Genomic DNA, 24,398 nt, shown 5'->3' with positions numbered 1-24,398 from the left:
TTTATTGTACGTTCGTCAGATAAATATCAAGATCACGCAAGGTGTCTTCATGCGTATCTGCTGTGTCAGTCCCGCCAAATATCAAGGCGCTGCGGTTAAACCGTCCACGTAAATATACCGTGGCTATAACATCAGCATTTGTTGCGTCAATTGCTTGAGCCAAAACACAATTAGCAGTCTGGCTGCCATCAGTATTTGTACTTTTTACAATCGTGTATTTACCTGATGCAGTAATCTTTCCAAGGACTGTACCTCTGGCTAAAACCCCTGCCCCGCTGATTATAGTTACGTTTTTTGTCAATCGTGCTGGTATCGGGCCACCGATTAAAGGATCATAAGTAAATGTTGCTGCTGTATTTACTAATTCGCTCATTATTTTTTCACTCCATTTCTTTTATTAATTGCTTCTACCATGAATTTAACCGCATTTTTACGCTCAGTTTCTTCATTTTCAATTTTTGATTTACCGTTTGATGCAATATTATCAACACCAGATTTTTTATTATCCTCTATGACATCTTTCATAAAATCCTTGCCATCGTTTTTTTGATATTCTGATTCTTTTGCTGCAGGATACTTATTTAATATATCTACTACATATTTTATGTCCTTTTCTGATTTACCAGAGCTTTTAGCGTCCACTATTATAGCGTGAAGCGCTTCATTTTGTGGATCATCCATTTTTTCAAGTGCTGAAATGCGTCCTCTTTCATTTTCTATACTGTTTTGAGCAATTTGTCCATACAAATCCGGATAAGCTTTTTGCAAATCCTCCAGCGTATTGATTTTATTTTCTTCCAAAGGTAATTCCTCCTTATTTTCAATTAATTTTTTCTTATTTTTTTCAATAAACTTCTTAAATGAATCGGCATTTCCGCTGTTTTGTATAGCAAAACGAGTAAACATAAGCGAGTTTTGAATGGGTGGCTTTTGTCCTTCGTCCTGATACAAAATTTCATCAATAAAGCCTAAATTTTTAGCTTTTTGCGCATCCATATAAGTTTCATCATCCATCATCTGGCTTATTTCATCAACAGATTTACCTGTTTTCTGCTGATAAGCATTCATAATGGTTGTTTTTACGGTATCAAGTACATCTGCTACCTTTCTTATATCCTTCGCTTCTCCTGATACTTCTGACCATGGATTGTGAATCATCAAAATACCAACAGGCGACATCTGGACAGTATCACCAGCCATAGCAATAACCGACGCTGCCGACATTGCCTTACCATCTATGACAGTCGTAACTTTTCCGTTATGGCTTTTAAGAGCGTTATATATACCAGCCCCAGCCGTGACATCACCACCGTAAGAATCTATCCAGACTGTTATATTCTGTCCGGAATATTTATTAAGTTCATCCCTAAAAGTATTCGGTGAAGCAGCTTTAATACCAAACCATTCATACATCCAGATAGCATTATCGTCAACAATATCTCCATCAATCCGGAGTTCTGCACCACCATCAACAGGTTTAAAATTCCAAAACTTCATGTCTTATTCATCTCCCCGTTTTGCTCATTTTCTGAACGATCAGAGCTTGGTACAACCGCTGTTTCAAGTGGCAAGCCTAACCTTTGCATTGTCTGCTTTTCTATCGCTAATCTTTCCACATTTTCATCCCATGAAGTGCCTGTCATTTCCGCTGTTTCCTTTTCACGTGTAGAAATGCCATATTGAACACGTAATGCAGCCCCCTGCACTTCCTTTATTGGATCCAAAACTCCCATTACAGGACCATACCAATCGGTATTACACCATGCATTATGGATAAGCGGATCATCAAAAAAACCGGGTGCTTTTATTCTTCCTATCGTAATAGCTTCAGCAAGCCAAGCTTCAAATACCGGCTGGCAAAAATCTCTTGCAAACCATGTACGCCGCATTTTAAAATTTGAACCCGCCTGCAATAATGCTGCCCTGCTTGCCGTATAAGAAGAATTGAACGATTTAATCAATACTTCATATGGTATTTCAAGCGCCGCGCCTATTTCCTTTATTAGAGCCTGCGTGAACGGTTCAAATGTTGATAAGCTTCTCTGCGGATCCATTGATGTAACCTTATAGCCAGGCGGCAGCACATTCATTGAACCAGGCCCAAGTTCGAATTTATCAGGATCAAGTGTTATTTTATCTCTTGGCTTAATGCCTTCATTGAGCGGAAAAGCGCCGCCTGTATTTGGAACTTCTTCTGAAAAAAAGACCGTAAAATATGCTTTAATGATCGCTGCTGTTAATTCAGCACTTGTATAACGGCTGACTTGCTTTAAACTTTCAAGTACTGGTGCTAAATACGGAACGCCCCGATATTGCTCGGGACGTTCATCATGACCAATTTGTAATATATTCGGTTGTCCAGTCTGCGGACTAAAGGATTCTACGCGTACCCATTCGGGTAATTGAGTCATGTTCGTTGGATCATATAAGTATTTATTGCATACCCAATACGCAACTACAGCACCGTCTACATCAACTTCAACCCCATCAATAATATGGTTGCCATTATTAGGATTCTGGACAATTACCATCCATGGAGAAACAGAACTAATTACTCCCTGTGTGCCAGGATTGCATACCCTGCTGCCTTCAAATAATTGAATTCTTAACGCATAAGGCATTCCAGGTTGTGGTGTACGATATTTAAAAGCAGCAAAACTATCACCATCAACAAGATATGACATATAAGCAATATCCTGCATATCATAGAAATTATTTTTCTTGAAAATATCACAGAATTTTGAAGATGCCCATACATCAAATTCATTTTTAACCATCCTTGCCCATTGTTCAGCATCTTTTGCTGTAATTCCAAGAACGCTATATTTGGGTTTTGGGCTTACACTTAATCCAACGCCTATAACATTTGTTCTTGAAGTATTGATAGCGCTTGATGCAATTGGAGCGCCCATTGTAAGATCGGCTGACCTTGCTCTTAAAGTGCCGAGATTGGTAATAATATCAGAAGTAGGACTGCTGCGAACAACGTCCCAGCCAGCCATTGATGCCTTACCATAGCTTGCACCATTTTCAGAGTAGCCAGTATTTTTTAAAGTACGTCTTGCAATATTTATTTTTCCTTTTGTTGGCATACGCGCCCTGCGTTTTTTTGACATTTATAAATCCCTCAGTATAATTTGTTTTGATCTTACTGCCGTATTATTTGACAACAGCTGATTAATTCCGGTATTTAAAGAATTAAGGTCAGGGCGGCGGACTCTTTTTCCACCAGATTGCCATTCCTGCCCATTTAAGGCTTTTTGTTCAGCATCAAGATAGTTCTGTAATCGCTGCCCTTGAATATCATCTGCCATTTAAATCACACCCTTCTTTATACAACCATATTGCCCATCTTCGATTTTTTTTTCCTGCGCAGCCGGTTTTAACAATTTTGCATACTCATTCCAATCAGGATTCAAACTTTTTATACAGGCAAGATTATAAACTTGAAGGTCGAGAGGTTCATTCCTTTTGTCAGAAGCTATATTGACCCATACCCTTTTAATAACACCTTTTACCATCTTATCTTCAAGTCGTTCAGCTAGAAGGCCCTTATAATACCGTTCATCATATCCATTATCCTCATTACTTGGAAAATGCATATATGACGGCCCCGGTTCAGTTATTTCTTTTAGCCTTTGATAAACATATTGCTTACCATTATCAGTACCTAACATAACAAGCGGTAATCCAGGATGCCCCTTAGCCTTAGCGTATTTCGCGATAAGCGGCACGCCATATAGCGAAGCACCTTTTATCGAATACCGCTGTTTATATATATTCTTTTGGCAATAATTATAAACATCATCACTATAATGGCCTTGCGAATCAATAAATGTCCTGGCAACTTTAATACGATTGCCATCAGCAAACTCATATTCCCTATCAAGTTGTTCATCAAGGGCATCCCATGTAGATTGCCGATCGGGAACACCAAGTATGCCACCTTTTTTTATTCCCCAGCGTTCTTCACCTTTACCCCAGCCGGCAATCTCGTATTCTAACCGATTATCTTGCGTATCAACAGCAGCAGTAAGAACTAATACTCCATCAGGGAGCTGCGCCTTATACTCTTCTCTGCGTTTAAGCAACACATCTATATTTTTTAATTCTCCAATCGGTTTATATAATTCAGCCAAACGAGTATTTATAAAAGTTTTTAATGATTCAGGACCATTTTGTTTAGCAATAAGATATTCTTTTACAATGTCATTCCATGACAGCCAAGGGCTTGAAAAGGCATTCACATGAAAAGACCGGACATCAGTAATGTTTGGATTAAGAGTGACATATTTTTGTGGAGTTGCTTTCATTTCATTTTCGCTAAATTCAAAACCGCAATCGGGGCACCGCCATTTCACAGCATCAACACGGTAAGATTTCTTACCATCAATTTCAAATGATTCATATTTATAATCCATGTCGTGAAGTGTTACCCAATGCCATTCAGCGCAGTTAGGACATTTATACCGCCATTCTTCTTGTGTACCAAGCATATATTCACGATATATACGACTTGCCGCATCCGTAGGGGTGCTGAAAAGGCCGATAATATAATTCCAGAAGTTAGATGTTCTTTTAATACCAAGGTCAACAGGATCCCCTTCTGTTCCTGCCGACTTGGTAAAACGGTCAACTTCATCAAAAAGTAAAACCCTGATAGAACGTTTTGCCAATCCTGATGGGGCATTTGAACCAACCAGCGCCAAATAACCGCCAGGAAAAAGCTTTTTTAAGATCGTATTTTCACCGTTTCTTGATTTTTGTTCATGGATGCGTTGAGCAAGCACAGGGGTTTTCGAAACTGTTGGCGTAAAACGTTCTTTTGACCAATCTCTTGAATCCTCTATTGTTGGCTGAACCATAAGCATAGGGCACGGATCCAAATGTATGTATCTACCAAGAACATTAAAAAGAATTTCTGACTTTCCTAGTTGTGCCGCAAGCATGGCCACAACTTTATGGACACCTTTATCTGTGAAAGAATCCATAATAGGTTCTTGGTATGAAGCGCGGCTTAAATCCCATGGCCCGGGTTCAGCACCATATTCATCAGGTATAAATCGATAGGAGCCTGCCCATTCCCCCACACTCATACTTGGCGGTGGTGCCACCATTTTTAGCAAACGTTGAAATAAATCAACCGTCTTCTTCGGTATCATCACCCTCACCACCATAAGATCCTATTTGAGATAAGTCAGCAGATGATAACTCAACGAGTGCCGCTTTAACTTCTTTTTCAAGCATACTGTTAATTTCATCTGGAGATTTATCAATAAGCAATTTTGCAAATTTATGAGGAATTGTAAGCATACGTCTTTTAAAAATTGTAAATATGCTGCCAAACATAACTTCTATGTCTTCAGTTTTGTGAACTTCATTTCTGGTTTCAGCTAATTTTATTTCGGAAATTTCACGTTTTACCCTTTCATGAATCGCACGTTCATGATCAAGTTGGATGTCTTTTTCGCTGGCTTCGCTATCACTATGCACCTTGTAATAATTCTTCAATGTTTCAATTACCAAGACAGCGTTAGTTTTATCGCGAACTACTACCCCATCTTTTATGAGTTGACTAACCCGCTGTTGAGTAATTCCAAGTATTTTTGCCATTTCTGTTTGGGTAGTTGTTAATTTTTTTAAATCACGTGAAATTTTCATTTTATCACCTTCGCTTAAGCCAAGTGTACAAACAAGGCTTAAAAAAACTTCATATCTAAAAAAGCGCCGGGGGCTTCGCGACCCTTGCGGCGCGCCGATTTGCTGGAAGTACCTTAATAGCATTCAACAAGTAATAATTGTTAATTATCTAATTACGTAATAAATAACAATTATTACTTATCTACACTGAGATATAAGAAAAAGCGCACCAGCATTGCTGATACGCTAAAATATTTATTCTTTATATTGACACGTATTACAACACGTGCTATAATATAAACATAGGGAGGGAAAACATGAAAGGCTATTCATCAAGAGAGATTTTGAAAATACTACTTGCGGATGGATGGTATATAGTAAGAACTCGTGGTGACCATCGTCAGCTTAAACACCCCACTAAAAAAGGATTAGTAACGGTACAACATCCTAAAAAAGATTTAGACCCTAAAGTAATAAAAAGTATATTAAAACAAGCGGGGCTTTAATAGCCCCTGAAAGGAGTTTGAAATGGATAGATATATATTCCCAGCAATCTTCGAACCAGGTGAACAGCATGGATATTGCATAACATTTCCCGATTTACCCGGTATCGTTACCAGCGGTGAAACTGTAGAAGAATCATTATCAGCTGCTAAAGAAGCTTTAGAATTACACCTTTACGGTTTAGAAGAAGATGGTGAAAAAATTCCTGCCGCTACCTCTCCTCATAAGGTAACTCTCCCTGATAATGCCTTCGTAAATCTAGTTGAGGTTTGGATGCCGCTTGTCAGAGATGAAATGGCAAATAAATCTGTTAAAAAAACTTTAACGATTCCAAAATGGCTCAATGATGCCGCAGAAAAACATCATGTAAATTACTCACATATTTTACAAGAATCTTTAAAGCATCACTTGGGCATTCGTAAACCTCCATATATAGGTTAAATAAATAGTATTCTAGCGCCATCAGTATATGATAGCGCTATTTTTTTGCATAATAAAAGGCCGCCTGATTTCTCAGACGACCCGATGTGTTGAATTGTTATTGATTTAAAAATAGGTATACAAATCTATTTTATTGTAATTTACTTTCTGTCAAATGTCAAGTCTCTTTAAAAAGCTGCTTATAAAGCTTTGTCGTACTTGGTTTATCAGATTTAGCCTTATGCTTTTTCCCGTTTCCGCTGCCTCCTCTACCTTTCAATGCTTCACCCGCAGGCAATGCATCCGTAGAGTAGTGTGTCTTAGCCATTTCCCCATAAAATACTTCAAGTTCATCGGGCGGTAATTGGTTTGGCCAAACTTCAGACTTGCAGTGCGGACATTTAAAATATCCGTCTGGTTTATATATCATTTCATGGTATTCACCTTTTGTACTAAGGCAAATAGGACACATTATTTTTTTACTCATTGCTTACCTCGTTTATGTTATTATTCATTGGTGCTTACAATTTAGTCACGATTTGTGAAATATTCGATTAATCTATTTCGGCAGCTATTCTGATTTCGTGGCAGCCCAGAGCCCTTTAGCGGGCAGCCTTTGCAAGTGTGGTTCGCGTTTTCTATAATCACATATATAGCACGATTTAGCGCTGCTTCATAGTTTTGAGCTTTTTCTTCAGCTGCCTTTGCACGCATTTCATACGATTCTAAGATTTCGTCTATCATTCGTCAGACTCCTCATCACTTGTTTTTATATACTGAAATGCCAATTTATTAGCTATTGCGATGATATCTAGTAGATCATTTTCCTGACCTGTTACCCTGTTTAAGGTAAACATATAGGCACATAATAACGCTGTAAAAAAATCTGTTAGGTTATCGTTTGTGAGTGGTTCACCAATATAATAATCTGTATCCTTATCAGCACAGGCTGCAATAGCTTCTGCTATTTTAAGTGTGTAATTCTCTGTTCGTGATAATAATTTCATTTTCTTTATTCCTCCGTTTAAGTTTATTTATTCCTGTCAACTACATATGCCATCATCAGCCGCATTGACGCGTTTATTATATGATTATCCGATCTATCACCTATACGCATGAGATTTATATGTCTAAACGCTCTTGCAAGATGTTCATTGACCGGGATATCATGCCATGTTTCTCCGGGATGTTTTTTAATTCCTGCGGTTAATCCGGTTGCAATTTCATCAAGCCATGCGGCATTAAGGTATCTGTATTCATTTTCTTCGCTATCTTGCGGAAATTGTTTATTTGTGGTATCTGTGGGTTGTGAATTATCCTGCGGAAATGCTTTATTTACCGGCTCAACCAGCTCATTCACAGCCTGTTTTACCTCGGGTACCGGTTTTGGTGTAAAGCCAGCAGGATTTTTATGTTTTGTCACACACGATGGCCTGACTGGTGGTTTAGGTTCACGGCATTTAATTTGCTCCGGCGGTATATTTACTATGCCTGAAAACCTCTTAACCCTATCAATACTCATATAATTCCCGCGTTCCATATTGTTATCACTCTCCAAATCACACATTAACAATTCCATCAAATTTTTACGACAATCCCTACACAGTGGAATTATATTTCTATCAATTTCGGAATTTTGTAAGCTTATAAGTTTAACATCATATTCACTTTTGCAGTTTGCACACCATAGCGGCATCCCCTTATTCTGACTTTCTATTTTTATCATGCTTTATATTTCTCCAATTTTATTAATATTTTCTGCTTGCTACCCGGTTTCATTCGCTTTTTACGGGCTGGCGTTCCATATCCATAAAGACTGGATATTTTGATGTGCTGGTGTTCAGCTATTTCGTATATGGTACCTGTATATGAATATTCTTCGCCTTGATAGAGCGCGTAAATATTCATTTCACGCCTCCAATTTTAAATTTATCAATTTTTGCTTTTATAGCTTCAAGCATATATTTTTGACCTTTATCTTTTAACCGCAAGGCCTTTATTACATCCTCATCTTTTGTACCTTTTGCGATCAGCAGGTTTATAACGACTGTACTTTTCTGCCCCGGACGATGCAGGCGCTTATTGGCCTGCTGGTATAGCTCAAGGTTCCAGTTAAGACTAAACCAGACTACTATGCTGCCACCATGCTGTAAATTCAATCCATGCCCCGCGGAGGCAGGATGCACTAAAACCATTTTTATTTTTCCGTTGTTCCAGTCACGTATATCGTTAACTGTGGATAGCTCTCTCGCTGTCGGAAATGCCCTTTTAAGACGTTTTAAATCGTGTTTGAAGTAATAGAACACCATTATGTTTTTCCCTTCGTTACAGTCCACAATTTCGGATAAGGCATTTATTTTTGAATCATGCAGCCGGATTATGTTTTTATCCTCGTCATAAACTGCACCGCTGGCCATCTGCAACAATTTATTTGTCAGGGCAGCCGCATTGCTAGCGGTTACAACCTTATCGCCCATGGCCATGATCAAATCCTTTTCCATAGCCTCATATTTTTGTATTACACCAGCCGGCAGATCTATTTTTACCTCGTTATAGATTATGGGTGGCAGTTTTATATAATCCTCACTTTTAAGGCTGATACAGATATCACTTATCCGGTGATATATTTCTTTTTCTGCTGCCGGCTTCGGCTCCCAGCTGTAAACAATATGGCCGTCACGTTTTCCCGGCGTGAAATATTTATCCCGGTAGGCTGTTATTGTCCGGCCTAACCGCTCACCACGGTCCAAAAGATATATCTGACTCCATAAATCCATCAGCCCGTTTGGCCTTGGCGTCCCGGTAAGCTCAACAACCCGTTTAGCTAGTGGCCTGACTTTTTTTAGCTCTTTAAATCGTTTAGCCTGTGGATTTTTAAAGCTTGATGACTCATCAATCACAATCATGTCAAATGGCCAGTTACGTCCATAATAGTTTACGAGCCATTGCACGTTTTCCCGGTTTATCGTGTAAATATCAGCTTTTTGGTTTAACGCCGCTGTGCGATCTTTTAAATCCCCGACTACGACAGATATTTTTAAATAACTGGTATGCCACCATTTATCGCACTCATCGTTCCATGTTGTCTGCGCAACTCGCAGCGGTGCAATAACCAAAACTTTTCTGATATCAAAGCGGTCATACATCAAATCTTCCACCGCTGACAATGTGGACACTGTTTTGCCCATCCCCATGTCAAGCATTAACGCTATGGCCGGCGTGTCGATTATTCGATTCTTTGAGTACTCCTGATAATTCCGCGGTTCATACTTTATAGGCATTTATAAACTCCCGTATTTTTTCATTGCTGTCGATAACCCAGACAGCCATACCCATTTTTTGTAACTGCTGCCTGCGGTAAAGCTGTAAAGGGCGTAATGTTTCACCCTCTTTTTTCAGCTCTGCAAAAATGCATCTGCCATTCGGCAGGATTACCAATCTGTCCGGCACTCCTGCAATTCCCGGACTGACAAATTTCCAGACAAACGCATTTAGTCGTTTCTGTACCTCCTTTTTAAATTTATGTTCCAGGTCTCTTTCAAGCATTTTTTTACCCCCTGATACAAACTTTTTTTCTCGCGCGTAATGTATATCGAAAGTTAAAACGTATATGTACATATGTATGTATTATTTTAACTTTCAAACTCTCTATATATATTTTGTATCAATGTATCAAGAAGAATATTATCCTTGCGGTTACTGCGTTAAAAGGTGATACAAAACCCGATACACATTTTTAGATTGTATCATTTTCAAGTCTTGCTGTTTTTACTAAAAAGTGTAATATTGTAAATATTTCTGATACAAACTTTTTCAATGTATCAGACTTTGTATCACCCATTTTAGCTCTCATCCTTTCTAATAAAACCTCTTTGAAAACCTCTTTGAAAACCATAAAACCGTCCAAATCTTAACCCATTTCTTGATGCCTCCCAGCCCGGCATTTTGCGTAAAATGCCGTTTATCTCATTTGCTTTTAACCTGTCAAGCCGTTTGGGATCGCCATTCAGTAGTTCTATCCATATCTCTAAGGCACAAACGCGGTCCCGCTGTACAGTTCCCTTAAGTTCAGATGTAAAGCCATCATCATTAATAAATGCCCGTCTTTCGCCTATATCAATGCTTTCCCAGTTCTCTGGAAGCAGCTTATCAAGATATTCGCTTATCATGCCTGCCAGCGGGCTTGATTCTGTGTGTGACTCCTGTAGTTCTTTTGCTATAATTTCCATGTTATCCGGCAGATATAGCTGTTCTCCCGTATCATAAAAGTGCTTGGCTTCAGCCCATACCTGATCTATCTCATCCTGCGTCAAATCCTTTACAGTACGCTTGGCGCTGCCCTTATCTACCAGCATCGGCCACCAGCGGCGGCCCCCCGTCTGGTCCCGTATAAAGTCATTTTCGTTTGTCGTGGCAATAAATATGCATTGCCTTGGATACTGCTCTGTGCGCCTGCCATATGCAGGCCTAAAGCTGTCTTCCTGTTTGGTTATAAACTGCTTCGTGGCTTCCAGTTCCGATTTTCTAAGAGCCGATAATTCGGCGAGTTCTATAATCCAGAATCCCTGCACTGCTTCCATTGCTTCCTTGCCGGAAAGAGTTGTCAGGCTGTCTGAACACCATTTACCGGCAAGCTTTTTTAGCATGTAACTCTTGCCTATCCCCTGCGCCCCGATAAAGGTCAACACATAGTCAAACTTACAGCCGGGGCTTAGAATCCTTGCTATTGCCGCCACTAAGGTTTTACGGGAAACAGTGCGATTAAAGGTTGTATCCTGTGCCCCCAGATAGTCTATAAACAGCGTTTCAAGTCGTGGTATGCCATCCCATTGCAGTTTTCTGATGTATTCCTTAACTGGATGAAAGCTGTGTCTGTCAACGACCTCAACCAATGCATCATTTATGATATCCTTGCCGGAAATGTCGTAAACGTCGCTTAAATAGTTCCTGAGCATACTATCGTCTTCGTTACGCCATACGACACCTTTGCTTTTATCGTGCCAAGGCAGATTATTTAATATTATCCATCTGTGAGCGAATTCATCACTCCCCAAACAGTTTTTTAGATTGGGATCATTCTCTAAGATCACTTTTACGTTTTTCGGGGTATTTTCATATGCACCCCACTTGTTAATATCAAGCTTTTTCAGCCATTCACCATTATCGGTTTTTACATTCTTAAAATCAGTCTGCGCTTCTGCTAATCGTTCCTGACCTATTAAAATTTTGGTTTTATCATCATCCGCAGCTAAACGCTGCATAGCTTTGTAGCTTGGCAGGCTGACTGTTTTTGTGCTTTCCGATGCGTCTTCATCCATACCGCGGAACTTGTGCACTCTGACGAGATCAAAAGCATTTACCAGCATCTCACTGATAGGATCTGTGCTATGGTGCGAGTATAAAAATTTATTGTCATACACGATTGCCCCGGCACTGGTCGAGCCTTCCTTATAGGTATACCGGTCATCAGCGCCGCAGGGTTCATAGACATCAGGCAGAAATTTTGATATGGCCTCTTGTATTGTGTAGGTCCGGCAAAAAGCGCCAATGATTCCCTTTTTATCCAGTGGGTCTTCCTGCTTTGCCGCATGTTTTTTTATTGCATCGGTAAGTCTTGAGCTGGTTGGCCAATAGCTTTGGTCCGTCCAGTCTGGATACGTATCCAGGCATTTATCGGCGTCAAACCACGGACCGTCATAAAACTTGAAATAGAACTCGCCGTCAGCGGGAGTGCTCGGAAAATACATCAGCCTGTGCGGCTGATAAGTGGTATCATCAAACATATCAATGCCGATATTATCTGCAATTTTTCTGGCTATCGCCTGATATTCATCAGGGTTTACGCTTCGTGACAGCGGCAGTACCAGCCTAAAGCGCGGAGTATCTTTGGTGTGCTTGTGTGTACTGTAGGCGAGAGCCGCGCAGCCACCAATCCCGATAGCAACATTATCCCAAAAGTCGCTATCCGCAAAGTCGGCGTCAAGCGTTATTATTTGACGCCAGCCAACATTATCAGCGGTACGGCGGCCACCTTTTAAGGTACCGCCTACAAAGCCGCCAACGTCTTTTATTTCATCCTGCTTCAGCTTTGATAATTTTCGGTATATTGCTGCTGTTTCATTTGTGCGCTTTGTCTCACTAAGCCTCTTGACAAGCGCTGACCAGAGCAGCATTTTATTTTTCCAGGCTTTGGATTTTCGGCTATGACCAACGGCGATATTAATTTCACCGTCATGTTTTATTGTTGAGACTGCCGGCTTTTCGCTTGCCCGCATGTTGTACACCTTCCTTCATGGTCATACGGCAGCCGGTAAAGGCATCAAATAGTTATCTCTCTGCTTGATATCGCTGCAGCCTTGCCAGTCTATTTTCGCCTTTTCAGCCCAGTCAATCACTTCTGCGTTTAACAGCGGATCCGTAGACACGCATTTATTTGCAAATAATTTAGCCTGTTCGACTTTATTATTTTTAACCTCTATGCATACAACTAATTTGCCTTTATCATCGGATACCAAAACTATCTGCGTTTCTTTATTTTTAACCTCGTCTACGTATGCCCCCACACAGTTTTTAAGTTTTTTGCCCGCGGTGTATAAATCAAAAGAGGTACCTGGCAGAAAAAATTTTATCCGGTCTGACTGCATGGCCAGGCGACGGCATAACGGATTATCAATATCAAAAGGTATCATTTTATGTTCTTCATTCGTAGAATTGCCAAACAATTTTTCTTTTTCTGCTTCGTCCTGCAATTTTTTCAAATCGTCCAAAACCTCTAACTGTTGTTTCATTTGGTTAGCTATGCCATTCATTAAATATCAATCCTCCGTTGTTTCAAATATATTCAGGTCCTTATAAGGTTTAAGAGGCATCCTAAATCCTGCGATTATTATTTTCAGATCAGTGCTTGTAAATTTTAAAAAAGGACTTGGCGTGCCTTCTTCAAAATTTTTAATACGCCGTGCTTGTCCTATATCCCGCTCATACCGTATAAAGCTCATAATTAAAGACTCGTCTTCCCCCGTTAATGCCTTGGCCAATCTGATTGTTTCCGCCAGCAGTTTAACATCTACAACTGCCCAACCTTTCCAACTACCTTTATATGGCAATGCCCCACGTATGGTATCGAAATTATGGGTTTCTTCATGTAAATGTAGTTGAGCATTAACCTTATCTCCTTGCGCAGTAATCAGTACAGGTACCACTTTTTTATTGGACAGTCTAACTGCACACATAATTGACTCGAGTATTTTCACCGCTGATAGCCAATCAGCTGGCACGATAGACACTGTTTCTTCACTGTTCATATTTAACCATTGACCTATAAAGCTTTTACGACGGTTGTATGTTACATCATATTGTGCGTTGTCATCTTTTAATGGTTGTAAAGTAGCGGCCTCGAGTGGCCCTTCTGGCAAATTTGTGCTATTACGGATTGCAATAAACCTAGCATCGTTGCAGATATATAGCCAGTCTTTTGTACTGTAGACTACTCTTTCCAGATATTTGACCGCCTTTTTATTCACAAGTTTTGGTGCCCATTTATAAAATGCTGCTATATTCGTTTTAATCAGTCCTTTTTATAATAATTTGTTGTATATCCGTCGGCATTTAACAGCAGTCCTGGCGCCCAGTCTATCGGCTGGCCCATGATATCGCAGGCTGCCTTTAATGCATTAGGATCTTCGTGTTCTATGATCACCTCGTCATGCACGTGCATGATAATTTTAAAATCATGCTGGTCAAGCCTGCGCATTGCAACGGCTAAACAATCTCTCGCCGTTGCCTGTACAATGTTTTCAACCAGTTTGCCGCCGTAGGTTTCCAGCCTGCCCCAGTTTTTGCTTGCCTGCTCCATACCTTCATAGGTTATTGCATCCCTGCCCTGGCTGTTTTTTTCGATTCGCGGGCGAATGTAGGATATTATTCTGCCGGATGGTAATTCAATGCGCAGCATTCCTGCTTCATACCTCATTGTCAAATGATGCGTTGGCAGTTTCACAAACATTTTTTCATTGATTGCCTTTTTGGCAGCATTTTCAATATCGTACCAAAACCGGACAATATTTGGACTGGCTTTACGCCATTTTGCCACTATTTCAACCAGTTCATCATCTGAAAGGCCCATCTTATCAGCACCCATCTTTTTAAGTGCACCAACGGAGCCCTGATAGCCAAGTGCCAATTCAGCTATCTTGCCCTTCTGCCGCAACTCGCCATTGACCCCATGCTTCACAACTGGTACTTTAAACATTTGCGTAGCTGATGCGCAGTAAATATCCCCGCCGTCAGCGAATACCTTTAACCGCCATTTCTCATTTGACAGCCATGCTATTACCCTTGCCTCTATTGCCGAGAAATCGGCTACTATAAAGGTACATCCAACCTTTGGTATAAAAGCGGTCCTGATAAGCTGCGACAAGACATCAGGTATATTGTCATAAAGCATTTCCAGCAGCTCACCGTCGATCTTTAAAAGTGTTCTCGCATCGTCCAAATCGGGCATTGAATTACGTGGTAAATTCTGCACCTGCACGAGCCGGCCGGCCCAACGGCCAGTCCGGTTTGCCCCGTAAAACTGTAAAAGTCCATGCACCCGACCATCGTTGCAGCGGGCGATTTCCATAGCCGTATATTTTTTTACGGAGGTTTTTGATAAAAGCATTTTCAAGTCAAGCATTTTTCTGACTGCCGAACTCCGGCATTTTTCTTTTACTTCAGCAATATTATTTTTTGTTATCGATGCCGGGAAAAAACCTTCCTGCTTTTCAATCCAGCGTTTCAGCTGTTCCCCGCTGTTGGGGTTTGCCAAGCCTGATATCCTGACAGCCTCGCTGCTTATCTTTTTGCTAAACTCCGTGTCAGCTTTTATGGCTTTTTCGACTAAGTTAATATCAATCTTTACACCGCGATCATTTATCTGCTGGTCAAGTGCGTATAATTTTTGTTCGGATTTTTTTAATTTAAAGCGTTCCATCTTTTTACGGATAATGCGCTCTGTTTCAACGTCCCGGCGGTTGTACTCTATAAACTGCCGCCAGCGATCCGGCGCATGTTCCGGCATATTTCTAACCCTGCCTCCGTTTGTCTTTGTCGGCCTGCATGGCTTACAAAAGTACTGTATAAGGCTTTTGCCCGTTGACAATTTAGCTTCATCCTCTGATAAATTTAAGACCTTTGAATCTCGTTCTAGGCTTCCCGGCATCCCGAGTGTAAGCGATAATACCATAGTGCAGGCCCACTGTGCAGCGGGTAAAAATGTTGCGCGCTCCAGATAATGACTTAACACTGTGCGCTCAAATTGGGCATTGTAGGCTGTTTTTAAGACAAGCGGATTGTTTAATATTTCGCATAATTCGCCGGGCAACTTATCTTTTGTCATATCTATAACTTCTACCGGATCATCGTTAAAAGCAAAGCCAAATAAAAGTATTTCGCAGTTTTCGGCGTATTTATAACCACCAACTTTTTTAATATCTAAGTCACTGTACGTTTCAATATCTATCGCTAGTGTATCCATGACATCATCCCTAATTTTTAAGCCCGCATATAACACGCGGGCTTTTGCTGTTGTCGATCAAAGTTTAATTTAAAAAGTTGTCTGCCGATTCATCTTCGTCGCTGGTCAAATCCGCAAAATCTTCTTCTGCGGACGCACCACCGGATAATGGTTCACCGTCTTTATATTTCATGATGTTGCCTAAGCCAACGCTTACACCGGAGTTGCCGTTTTTGTTGTAGGCAAAAAAGTTTACCGATACATGGGCATAGCAGCCGGAATAAACCTCGCTCTGGTCCATGACAGGTTCACACTTATGGTCAACAATCTTAGGCGCGTGATCAGGATTGGCTTTGGCATTTAGGTAATAGCAGCCGGCATAGTTTTCATCGTCCGCACGGTCTACATCACCATCCCTGACAGGTAAATCTATGTTTGATGGGATAACACCTTTTTTATTGGCCAGCTTGGATTTACCCTCGATCTTGGCTGCCTCAATGGCTTTCTTGATACGTGCCAGATTGGCTTTATCGTCCTTCGGGATTATAAGTGATACACTGTATTTGAGACTACCGTTCAGGTCTTCTGCCGGTTCCCAAATGTGGGCGTAGGATAAACGGACGTTCTGTAATACTGTTCTGGTTTTTGATGTTTCTTTCATAATATAATTACCTCTTTCATTCCATTAAATTTTTAAAATCAGCTTCGACCGGGTTATACTCCGGCCTTTTATCGGTTGCTGGTACCAAAGCGGGCTTGCCGGCAGGTTTTGTGATAAGGTCTGATAACAAAGTATCAAATTTCTTTTTGGTTAAAAGTTTCTGCATTTCAGTGAGCCCCAGCAGTTCTTTAGGCTTAAATATCTGGTCTGTTTTATAACCGGCAGTTTTCAGCGTGTCAGCGACTTTGCTATCATCGGAGTATACTCGTCTGCTTTTACCTTCAACAATTTTAAAACCGGTCCATTTCTTGCCGTTTAGGGCTTCCCCTAAGGCAAATTCTTTTATTTTTTTAGCGTAGCTAACTAAATGATCAACACGCTCCAGAACTAAAACGATGTCTTCATCGTCCAGCAGGTTCGCCCCTCTAAATTCGAGCTTTGCAATTTCCATGCAGTAGTCTGAGTAGGTTTTACATTTTAAAGCTGCCCGGCAGAATTGGCAGTGATCACCAGCGCATAGCTCACCTTCACCTTTTATTGCCCGCGCCGCTGTCGGCTGTACTACGTCACAGGCCCATTCCAGCAATTCTTTCACTGACTTTTCCTGCTGTGACACGCCACCGTTCCGTGGCTGTACAATAGTCATACGGACAAGGTCAAAATCGTAAAGCATGTTGTATGCGTCAATTGCCCCCAGAGCATAGAGCTGCATCTGTGTGTTGCCTTCTGCGGATACTGGAACACCTTTGCCATATTTTAGGTCAATAATTTCAAGAATTCCGTCTGAGATAATGACGCAATCACCGGTCCCGAATCCCTTTGGTACCCATTTTGAAAAATCCAACTTTTCTTCAATGAAAGCAACTGCCATCGTGTCGGCAGCCTTAGCGGCATTAATCTTTTCAATGCACGCATCCGTATATTCACGGACATAGCCGATCAGATCTTCGCTATAAAATTCTCTGCCTCTTAAAGGAGAGAGCAGCTGGTTTTCTATTAATGGTTCCTTGGATAAATAGTTCGACAAAATCTTTTCTGCTACATAATGTGCGAAGGTACCTTCCCTTGCGGCTTCGCTACTAGTATCGGGAAACTTTGTTTCCAGAAGTGCCGACGGTGGGCAGGCCAGCCACCTTTTACTGCCGGATGCGCTTAATATTGCATGCGCTGGCATCACAACGCCCTCACTTTTTCCAGCACATCCGGCAGCAGGTCTGCCGCTATACCCGACAGTTTTACGGATCCGGTAGACTCAATTATTGCTTTAACTTCACCGTTTTTACCACCTCTTGCCTTTTCAACAGCCAGTTTTTTAAGTTCGGTCCTTAATTCGTCCTCTGATTTTTCAGTGCTGGTTGTTTCTGAAGGTTCTTCTGCCGACGGCGCAGTCTCCGGTTTAACGGCTGCTGGTTTCGCTGCTTTTTTTCTATGCTGTTTAGGCGCTTCTGCCGTTTCTTCTTTTTCGGTAGACTTAGGTGCTTCGACGACAGCTGGCACCGTAATTTTCCCTGCCAAAGCCCCCGCAAGATTATTTATAGCCTGTACAAGTTCAGGTGCACTAATATTTACATTTAATTGCATTTCCATGTGATTTTTATCTCCTTTTGTGGTATTATTTATTTAGAATAAGTTTTTTCTCATACCGCTCATGGATTGCACTCCTGAGCGGCTTTTTTGTGTTCTGCCCTCATGTTCCAGTTTTCGACCACCATTTTAATATCCTGATTTTGCTTTTGCGAGCACCCACAATTCGGGCAAAATATATGCCATGAAGCGTTACCATCATTTATAGAATTAGGACGACTGTCATCCTCAATAAAGGGCCTGCTGCCGCAGAACGGACACGGTTTAAGTTTTTCCATTTATCGCACCCCCAGCACAACAGCCGCGGCCATGATGATACAGATAATAAATATTGCATCGGCTATCAGTACACGGTGACGCATTATTTTTTTAGTTTTTTTGACCGTTTCAGTGATTTTAGCCATGCTTCTATCAGCTCCATTTTTGCCAGCACCCGCAGGTCCTTAGCTCGTATTATTGTTGACCTATACATTATTTATCTTTTCCCCTTTCGTCATAGCCTATGCATTCGTTTTTATAGCCTACTTTCGCCTCTACTGGCTCTTCGGATTTAAGTCCTATCCATATCAGCGTCACGCCGATGCCGAGCGTAAAGCTTGCTATGCACGGTACTAAATCGCTCACTATCTCACCCCTTTCCGCTGTAGCTCTCTTAATTTCCGCCGGCTGCCATTTACGACTGCCGGGCAATTCCGGTCATCAGCACAAACCATAACCGACTGCCCGCTCCATAGCACTAACTGCTGCACATTAGGAGGCTTTAATATTCGCCCGCAGCGCCAACAATGTGGGATCATTTAAACCAACTTCCTTACGCCTTTTTTAAGGCCTCAAAAAAATTAAAATCTTTTGGTTGCTTTAATACGTGTACCTCTTTTATAGGTTCTGGATCTAATTTTTGTGCTTCATACTTGGCAAGTGCTTCATCCGCAATATCCGGGCGAATATAGTATCTTACCTTTTGCTTGAAGCACGGGATTATGCCTTCTATGCAATACTGCTTTACCATTGGGTATGGTAACCCGCAGTGTTTTGCATAACTTAATGCACTCATTGCTTTTTGCATGTTACAGCTCCTTTCTGTGATATAATCGCCTTAGAAAAAGAGGTGATTATTTATGGATAATTTTATTAAACCAGAATGCTTAAGTGATAACATTGAATTAAATACTGAAGGTAAAAAGGTTTATTCTTGTGATTGTTTGAACCTGCCAATTTGTTCTTCATACGGAAAAGTTTTTATTGGGTGCTATGCTGGAGCTTTCAATGGCAATCGTTGTAGTCATGGAGATAAAATGCAAATACGCATTTTAAATAGTATGAATCCGAATGCCATTGTTAAGAACTGCGATTAATATTCCGTAATCTGGTTTCTAGTATTTCTTGTTTTGCTATCTGTAATAATGAGGTTGCTTGAGTAATTGTAAGTTCTTCGTCATTAAGAACTAAAAATAATTTCTTAACAATCTCATTTTCTTTTTGTTGTATATCCTTTTTTATAATTGTTTTGTTTATTTCACTGTCGGCATTTAGCAATTTAGTATGAAGTTCTGATAATGTTAGTTTTTCCATATTAAATTTTTTTAAATGTTCCCCTTCACAAGCTATTAAATTTGAAAACGCTTTTTCAAATAGTGTGTATTGAACTCTTAATGAATTATCTAGCTTTTGGCATGGTAGCCTTAATTCATTAGTCATCTGAGATTTGTGGTTTAATAGAATGCTCAATCTATTTTGTATTCGATAATTAAGCGCCATTTCAGAATCCTCATTAGTTTGAGGGTTCTTTTTAATTGTCTCCATTTTTCTCACCTTCCTCCTAAATTTCACGATTGGCTTGATTTTATTTCTTATTAACTTTAAGCTAACTTTCTAGGCAAAAAAATATAATTAGCACTAATCTTATATAATCTGCACAATGCATCAAAATTTGCCATATCAATTGGGGTTTTGCCGTTCTCCCAATTTACTATAGTCTGCTTATTTTTACATAAATGCAGTGCAACATCTTTTTGCGTTAAATTAGCGTTTACACGGGCGGCTCTCAATGATATTTGCATTTATTATTCATCTCCTTCACTACTATTAGTATAAATTAGCTTTAAGCTTATGTCAATACTAAAAGCTAATTTTTTTATGTTTTTGTATTGTAAATATTAGCTTTAAGCTTTATAATATAGTCAATAGAAAAAAGAAAGCGTGGAAATTATGGAAGAAAACGATAATCTTCGACAAAACTTTAAAAATAATCTTAATCGTATTTTTGATTCAAAAGAAACAACTCAAAGAGAATTAGCAGAATATATGGGTGTCAGCGCAGCAACGGTAAATGATTGGCTAAAAGGTAAAAAGCTTCCTAGAATGGATAAATTCGATAAATTATGTACGTATTTTAATATTAAAAGAACAGATTTATTATCTATAAAGCTTAGCAATCAACCTACTATTCCTTCTGCATCTAATATTCGACCTATTGAATTAACAAAATTGCCAATAATTGGGAAAATAGCTGCGGGAAAACCTATTCTGGCACAGGAAAGTATAGAAGGCTACGCAAATATGGCTGACGGAATTCATGCCGATTTTTGTTTGCAAGTACAAGGCGATAGCATGATAAACGCCAGAATATATAATGGCGATATAGTTTTTATAAAACAACAACCGGAAGTTGAAGATGGAGAAATAGCTGCAGTTCTGATTGATGATAGCGCCACTTTAAAACGTTTTTATCATAATAACAGCACCGTAACATTAATGCCGGAAAATCCTAAATACAAACCTATTATATGTACGAAAGATAATTGCACGGAATTTAAGATTTTAGGTAAAGCAGTAGCGTTTCAGTCAATGGTAAGATGAGCTTTTTCAAAGGAATTTATAAAAGTTTTATAGAAATATTACATATTTCAAAAATTGAGAGGGTGGAAATATGTATAAGAATCAGCGTCCCCTAGTTGTTATTATTTTTGCAATATTTGCATGTGCTCTTGGCGTTATATGGCTATTTTCAGAAAGTAATGCTCCTAAACCATTTGAAAATAATTACATAGCTCAACAAAAAAGGATTCAAGCCGAACAAGATAAAGAACAAAACCGGCAGACAAATAATATAGCCGATAAAAAGGCTAAAGATGAAAAAGCAACTGCACAAAAATATTATACTGATTATCATGGAAAACTAAATGAAATGTTAGATGGGTTTAATAATCTATTTAGCAATAATGGATATTCTCCTGTGTATACAGGAGTAAATTACGATCCTGCTGCATCTACATTAATAGTAACTGTAAATGATAATTGGCAATACTTATCCAAAGATGCAAAACTGGGTTTTATAAAGGCTTCATTTGTGTCATGGTCTACAATGGCGCATTCGCGTGAAATTGATTTAAAACTAGATTCGTTTCACCTTTCAATCATACATGAATTATCAGGTAATGAAGTTGCAAGCTGGGGACATATTATGGGGCCTAATATAGATGATTAAAATATATCTGATGAAAGAAAGTGAGTTAATTATGCTGATGCTTCTTACTACGGCTTTAATTCTTGGAATCATACCCGCAACAATAGCACATCAAAAGGGGAGAGATTTTGTTGCATGGTATATTTACGGTGTGTTGCTTTTCATAATAGCATTAATACATTCGTTAGTTATTCCTAAATCTCCAAAGCAAATAAAAGAAGATTTTGAAAAGCAGGGTTATACCGAATGCCCATACTGTAAGGAATATGTAAAACCGGGTGCGACAGTTTGTCCGCATTGTCAACGCGATATAAAATAGAAAAAAGCTGCCCAGTGCTGTAGCACCAGACCGCCATGGAGGGTAATAAATAGCAATTTACTATAAAAATTTAATATGTACACTTCTTCCTATTGTTGTTATAATTAAGAAAAAAGGGGGCAATCATTATGGAAAAGAAAATCAACGTATCAATTAATGTTGATGCCATTAAAGTTCAATATGATAAGCATGCTGCCAAATGTAAAGAGATTGCCAAGGAGGTAAACAAATGGGGCAAGAAGACGGAACCGACGCTGACTTTCCTGAAAAATCTTCGCTAATTGATTTTCTCTATGTTGATAAAGAACGGATAGATTCTTTAATATCACAGATACGCAATGGAACCCTGAGAAGTGTAACCAAAACTATTGGTACTTCTGAGGGTTCTTCTACATCCGCAAAACTTAATACAGGTATTATGAACGGCTCATATGAAAACGACAATAAAGACAATAGCAGTGCAGCAGAGCGGTATGACCCGTATCATAGCCAATTAATAAATCTGCTTAATGATTTAAACCTTACATCTTTATCAAAACTACCTTTTCCATGTGCAGGAGATTTAGCTTTAATTCATTCACCAATCACTATTCGTGATATCGCCAGCATGAAAGCTATACTACCTGCAATTATAAAAAATCAGTCGGCATTAGGCATTAAATTCAATAAAAATGCTCAGGATATTTTTAAGTTAATGAATGGTATGATACAGCAGATGCCGGATTCCATTTCTCTATCTATAAATTTCAAAGAAGAAATTATAAATGGGACATTAAAAGAAAATGGATTATCTATAAGGCAAGATGATCTCATGAGGACTTACGGTGTAAATCTGCCAGATAATTGGTTTACGCTTGGTATTCTTGATTGTTCTGTTTCTGCTAAAGCGGACCCCACACAAGTCGAATCAATTGAAAATGCTATTGATGTTTACGCTTCTGCCATGAGTACTTTATATTCAAAATCGTTATATAAAATTGTTCCAATTCTGATTTTCAGAGAAATTAAATACTAAAATAAAAAAGCCGCCCGGTGCTGTAACACCAAAACGGCTCATGGCTGATTACTCAACCAAATTGCAATTAAATTATATCAGTAATCAGCTTTCTTTTCAAACGAATAGGAGGCTATTTTTTATGTCTACTAATAAAAAAATTCGTAAACGTGGGGAGGGATCTATAGCATACGAAAAATCCCGTAAAAAGTACAGAGTAGCTTTTTTTGATAATGAGGGAAATAGGCACTATCAAAGGTTTGACAACGAAGCAGACGCAGCGGCTTTTCTGGTTGCACAGCGTAATGACATAAACAATAATAATTTTGTTGCACCGTCTGATGCGTTATTCGGGCGTTGGGCACTCGATTGGCTGAAAACCTACAAAAAGGACTCTGTAAGGCCAAGTACGTATGACTATTATAAATTCCTTGTTGGCTATTTAAAACCGCTTGCAGGCTTAAAATTACAGGAAGTTACTCCGCTCAACGTGCAGCAGCTGTACAAGGAGCTGCTTAAAAAGGTTTCAGCAAATACTACGCACAAGGTACATTCAACACTTGTCGGTATATTTTCAAAAGCGTACAGATTAGGCCTGATCAGGAAAAATATCATGGACAGTGTGGATGCCCCGCATTTCGAGAAAAAAGACATCCAGATATTTACCAAAGCCGAGATAGCAAAAATACTGCAAACCTGCGCCAGCCACCCGATACTGAAGAAAAAATATGCTGCTGTGCTTTTAGCCGCGACAACGGGAATGCGCAAAGGCGAAGTATTGGGATTAAGGCGTTGTGACGTTTTCCCCAGGACCAAGCAGATATTTATCCGTAAAATATTGGTACGTGCCGGCGGTGATCTGATAATGGGCAACCCAAAAACAAAGGCATCTGTCCGGAAATTAATTGTCTATGACCAGACAATGATAGAGCTGCAAAAGCTGCTTGACCGGCTACCTAAAAATGATGAGCAGCTATGTTTTGTAAGTGCCCGTAACAATCCCATTGAACCGACTGCATTTGATAAGTTCTGGCATAGTGTGCTGCGTGATGCTGGTATAGGGTATAAGAAGTTTCACACGTTAAGGCATACTTATGCAACAAACCTACTAGCGGCAGGCGAACCTATCATTGAAGTGTCCCGCAGACTTGGGCACAGTAAGGTTAGCCATACACTCGAATTATATGGTCACGCGATACCGGACTATGATCGAACATTAGTTGAAAATACTAAAAATCTTTATCAGCTGCCTATAAGAAGATACGGTTAAGAAAACTTAATTGTTGAAAAAAAGTGGGCACACTTTGGGCACAG

Annotated in this window: 35 protein-coding genes; 9 read left to right on the top strand and 26 right to left on the bottom strand. The window is 39.7% G+C overall.

The annotated features are described in order from the left end of the window. Position 1 precedes the first annotated feature (1 nt). From I6758_RS13835 to I6758_RS13810, 6 genes are read right to left on the bottom strand one after another with little or no spacing between them, the layout of a single operon-like run. Positions 2–373 carry a head decoration protein gene (locus I6758_RS13835; RefSeq protein ID WP_196603306.1) on the bottom strand — a complete coding sequence of 124 codons (372 nt, stop codon included), beginning with the start codon at positions 371–373 and terminating at the stop codon, positions 2–4. Next, on the bottom strand, positions 373–1,497 hold the full coding sequence (locus tag I6758_RS13830) for a head maturation protease, ClpP-related (protein ID WP_196605798.1): 1,125 nt from the start codon (positions 1,495–1,497) through the stop codon (positions 373–375). The genes I6758_RS13835 and I6758_RS13830 overlap by 1 nt, the downstream gene beginning before the upstream one ends. Continuing rightward, positions 1,494–3,116, bottom strand: a complete 1,623-nt coding sequence (locus I6758_RS13825; RefSeq protein ID WP_196605797.1) for a phage portal protein — start codon at positions 3,114–3,116, stop codon at positions 1,494–1,496. Before I6758_RS13825 ends, I6758_RS13830 begins: the two co-directional genes overlap by 4 nt. Next, positions 3,117–3,314, bottom strand: coding sequence for a hypothetical protein (locus I6758_RS13820; protein ID WP_196605796.1), 198 nt, complete (start codon positions 3,312–3,314; stop codon positions 3,117–3,119). Then, positions 3,315–5,162, bottom strand: coding sequence for a phage terminase large subunit family protein (locus I6758_RS13815; RefSeq protein WP_196605795.1), 1,848 nt, complete (start codon positions 5,160–5,162; stop codon positions 3,315–3,317). It lies immediately after the preceding gene. After that, positions 5,140–5,661, bottom strand: a complete 522-nt coding sequence (locus I6758_RS13810; protein ID WP_196605794.1) for a hypothetical protein — start codon at positions 5,659–5,661, stop codon at positions 5,140–5,142. Before I6758_RS13810 ends, I6758_RS13815 begins: the two co-directional genes overlap by 23 nt. Positions 5,662–5,957: 296 nt before the next feature. Between I6758_RS13810 and I6758_RS13805 the strand changes: the two genes are divergently transcribed. Continuing rightward, complete coding sequence (locus I6758_RS13805) at positions 5,958–6,146, top strand: type II toxin-antitoxin system HicA family toxin (RefSeq protein ID WP_196595444.1); 189 nt, start codon at positions 5,958–5,960, stop codon at positions 6,144–6,146. 22 nt (positions 6,147–6,168) lie between these two features. Continuing rightward, the gene (locus tag I6758_RS13800) at positions 6,169–6,585 is read left to right on the top strand and encodes a type II toxin-antitoxin system HicB family antitoxin (protein WP_196595443.1); all 417 of its coding nucleotides are present in this window, start codon (positions 6,169–6,171) and stop codon (positions 6,583–6,585) included. A gap of 157 nt (positions 6,586–6,742) precedes the next feature. Here I6758_RS13800 and I6758_RS13795 read toward each other — a convergent pair whose 3' ends face one another. From I6758_RS13795 to I6758_RS13715, 18 genes are all read right to left on the bottom strand, one after another. After that, the gene (locus tag I6758_RS13795) at positions 6,743–7,051 is read right to left on the bottom strand and encodes a hypothetical protein (RefSeq protein ID WP_196595442.1); all 309 of its coding nucleotides are present in this window, start codon (positions 7,049–7,051) and stop codon (positions 6,743–6,745) included. Between the two features lie 41 nt (positions 7,052–7,092). Continuing rightward, positions 7,093–7,308 carry a hypothetical protein gene (locus I6758_RS13790; RefSeq protein ID WP_196595441.1) on the bottom strand — a complete coding sequence of 72 codons (216 nt, stop codon included), beginning with the start codon at positions 7,306–7,308 and terminating at the stop codon, positions 7,093–7,095. Then, positions 7,305–7,571: a hypothetical protein gene (locus I6758_RS13785; protein WP_196595440.1), complete on the bottom strand. Its 267-nt coding sequence runs from the start codon at positions 7,569–7,571 to the stop codon at positions 7,305–7,307. The genes I6758_RS13790 and I6758_RS13785 overlap by 4 nt, the downstream gene beginning before the upstream one ends. 23 nt (positions 7,572–7,594) lie before the next feature. Beyond that, positions 7,595–8,104, bottom strand: coding sequence for a dATP/dGTP diphosphohydrolase domain-containing protein (locus I6758_RS14990; protein ID WP_231038684.1), 510 nt, complete (start codon positions 8,102–8,104; stop codon positions 7,595–7,597). A 182-nt stretch (positions 8,105–8,286) separates the two neighbouring features. Then, the gene (locus I6758_RS13775; protein WP_196601724.1) at positions 8,287–8,472 is read right to left on the bottom strand and encodes a hypothetical protein; all 186 of its coding nucleotides are present in this window, start codon (positions 8,470–8,472) and stop codon (positions 8,287–8,289) included. Further along, positions 8,469–9,839 (bottom strand): DEAD/DEAH box helicase, encoded by a 1,371-nt coding sequence (locus tag I6758_RS13770; RefSeq protein ID WP_196601781.1) that lies wholly within the window; start codon positions 9,837–9,839, stop codon positions 8,469–8,471. Before I6758_RS13770 ends, I6758_RS13775 begins: the two co-directional genes overlap by 4 nt. Then, complete coding sequence (locus I6758_RS13765) at positions 9,829–10,110, bottom strand: VRR-NUC domain-containing protein (RefSeq protein ID WP_196595936.1); 282 nt, start codon at positions 10,108–10,110, stop codon at positions 9,829–9,831. The genes I6758_RS13770 and I6758_RS13765 overlap by 11 nt, the downstream gene beginning before the upstream one ends. Before the next feature lie 296 nt (positions 10,111–10,406). Then, positions 10,407–12,839 (bottom strand): virulence-associated E family protein, encoded by a 2,433-nt coding sequence (locus tag I6758_RS13760; protein ID WP_196605793.1) that lies wholly within the window; start codon positions 12,837–12,839, stop codon positions 10,407–10,409. A gap of 21 nt (positions 12,840–12,860) precedes the next feature. Continuing rightward, positions 12,861–13,373 (bottom strand): PcfJ domain-containing protein, encoded by a 513-nt coding sequence (locus tag I6758_RS13755; protein WP_196605792.1) that lies wholly within the window; start codon positions 13,371–13,373, stop codon positions 12,861–12,863. 6 nt (positions 13,374–13,379) lie between these two features. Then, complete coding sequence (locus tag I6758_RS13750) at positions 13,380–14,087, bottom strand: hypothetical protein (RefSeq protein ID WP_196605791.1); 708 nt, start codon at positions 14,085–14,087, stop codon at positions 13,380–13,382. A gap of 44 nt (positions 14,088–14,131) precedes the next feature. Next, positions 14,132–16,081 carry a DNA polymerase gene (locus I6758_RS13745; RefSeq protein ID WP_196605790.1) on the bottom strand — a complete coding sequence of 650 codons (1,950 nt, stop codon included), beginning with the start codon at positions 16,079–16,081 and terminating at the stop codon, positions 14,132–14,134. 64 nt (positions 16,082–16,145) lie between these two features. Next, entirely contained in the window at positions 16,146–16,721 is a 576-nt protein-coding gene (locus I6758_RS13740) for a DUF2815 family protein (protein WP_196601712.1), read from the bottom strand. 16 nt (positions 16,722–16,737) lie between these two features. Next, positions 16,738–17,895, bottom strand: a complete 1,158-nt coding sequence (locus I6758_RS13735) for a DUF2800 domain-containing protein (protein ID WP_196605789.1) — start codon at positions 17,893–17,895, stop codon at positions 16,738–16,740. Continuing rightward, positions 17,895–18,308: a hypothetical protein gene (locus I6758_RS13730; RefSeq protein WP_196595929.1), complete on the bottom strand. Its 414-nt coding sequence runs from the start codon at positions 18,306–18,308 to the stop codon at positions 17,895–17,897. The genes I6758_RS13735 and I6758_RS13730 overlap by 1 nt, the downstream gene beginning before the upstream one ends. Before the next feature lie 59 nt (positions 18,309–18,367). Then, entirely contained in the window at positions 18,368–18,583 is a 216-nt protein-coding gene (locus I6758_RS13725) for a Lar family restriction alleviation protein (protein WP_196595928.1), read from the bottom strand. Continuing rightward, positions 18,584–18,709, bottom strand: coding sequence for a hypothetical protein (locus tag I6758_RS15090; RefSeq protein WP_269140321.1), 126 nt, complete (start codon positions 18,707–18,709; stop codon positions 18,584–18,586). It abuts the gene before it with no gap. 67 nt (positions 18,710–18,776) lie between these two features. Continuing rightward, entirely contained in the window at positions 18,777–18,929 is a 153-nt protein-coding gene (locus I6758_RS13720) for a hypothetical protein (protein WP_196595927.1), read from the bottom strand. Positions 18,930–19,116: 187 nt separating this feature from the next. Further along, positions 19,117–19,371, bottom strand: a complete 255-nt coding sequence (locus I6758_RS13715) for a hypothetical protein (protein WP_196595925.1) — start codon at positions 19,369–19,371, stop codon at positions 19,117–19,119. A 52-nt stretch (positions 19,372–19,423) separates the two neighbouring features. On the opposite strand from I6758_RS13715, the gene I6758_RS13710 reads away from it, so the two are divergent. Next, complete coding sequence (locus I6758_RS13710) at positions 19,424–19,660, top strand: hypothetical protein (RefSeq protein ID WP_196595924.1); 237 nt, start codon at positions 19,424–19,426, stop codon at positions 19,658–19,660. Here the strand turns inward: I6758_RS13710 and I6758_RS13705 are convergent. Then, entirely contained in the window at positions 19,644–20,108 is a 465-nt protein-coding gene (locus I6758_RS13705; RefSeq protein ID WP_196595923.1) for a hypothetical protein, read from the bottom strand. The genes I6758_RS13710 and I6758_RS13705 overlap by 17 nt on opposite strands. 56 nt (positions 20,109–20,164) lie before the next feature. Next, a complete protein-coding gene (locus tag I6758_RS13700; protein WP_196605788.1) occupies positions 20,165–20,365 on the bottom strand; it encodes a helix-turn-helix transcriptional regulator in 201 nt (66 codons plus the stop codon). A gap of 148 nt (positions 20,366–20,513) precedes the next feature. Here I6758_RS13700 and lexA point away from each other — a divergent pair, with 148 nt between their 5' ends. The 6 genes from lexA (at position 20,514) to I6758_RS13670 (ending at position 24,354) form a co-directional block, all read left to right on the top strand. Then, a complete protein-coding gene (lexA, locus tag I6758_RS13695; RefSeq protein ID WP_231038683.1) occupies positions 20,514–21,164 on the top strand; it encodes a transcriptional repressor LexA in 651 nt (216 codons plus the stop codon). A gap of 70 nt (positions 21,165–21,234) precedes the next feature. After that, complete coding sequence (locus I6758_RS13690) at positions 21,235–21,792, top strand: hypothetical protein (RefSeq protein ID WP_196605787.1); 558 nt, start codon at positions 21,235–21,237, stop codon at positions 21,790–21,792. Further along, entirely contained in the window at positions 21,785–22,090 is a 306-nt protein-coding gene (locus tag I6758_RS13685; RefSeq protein WP_196605786.1) for a zinc ribbon domain-containing protein, read from the top strand. Before I6758_RS13690 ends, I6758_RS13685 begins: the two co-directional genes overlap by 8 nt. A gap of 128 nt (positions 22,091–22,218) precedes the next feature. Next, a complete protein-coding gene (locus I6758_RS13680; protein ID WP_196605785.1) occupies positions 22,219–22,371 on the top strand; it encodes a hypothetical protein in 153 nt (50 codons plus the stop codon). Then, positions 22,320–23,105, top strand: a complete 786-nt coding sequence (locus I6758_RS13675; protein ID WP_196599804.1) for a DUF6414 family protein — start codon at positions 22,320–22,322, stop codon at positions 23,103–23,105. Before I6758_RS13680 ends, I6758_RS13675 begins: the two co-directional genes overlap by 52 nt. Before the next feature lie 121 nt (positions 23,106–23,226). Further along, positions 23,227–24,354, top strand: coding sequence for a tyrosine-type recombinase/integrase (locus I6758_RS13670; RefSeq protein WP_196605784.1), 1,128 nt, complete (start codon positions 23,227–23,229; stop codon positions 24,352–24,354). Positions 24,355–24,398: the final 44 nt, after the last annotated feature.

It is taken from the genome of Pectinatus haikarae (assembly GCF_015732185.1).
In the GTDB taxonomy this organism is placed as follows: Bacteria; Bacillota; Negativicutes; order Selenomonadales; family Selenomonadaceae; genus Pectinatus; species Pectinatus haikarae.
The sequence above is the reverse complement of the archived record's forward strand: the minus strand, read 5'-3'. Positions and strand labels throughout refer to the sequence as shown.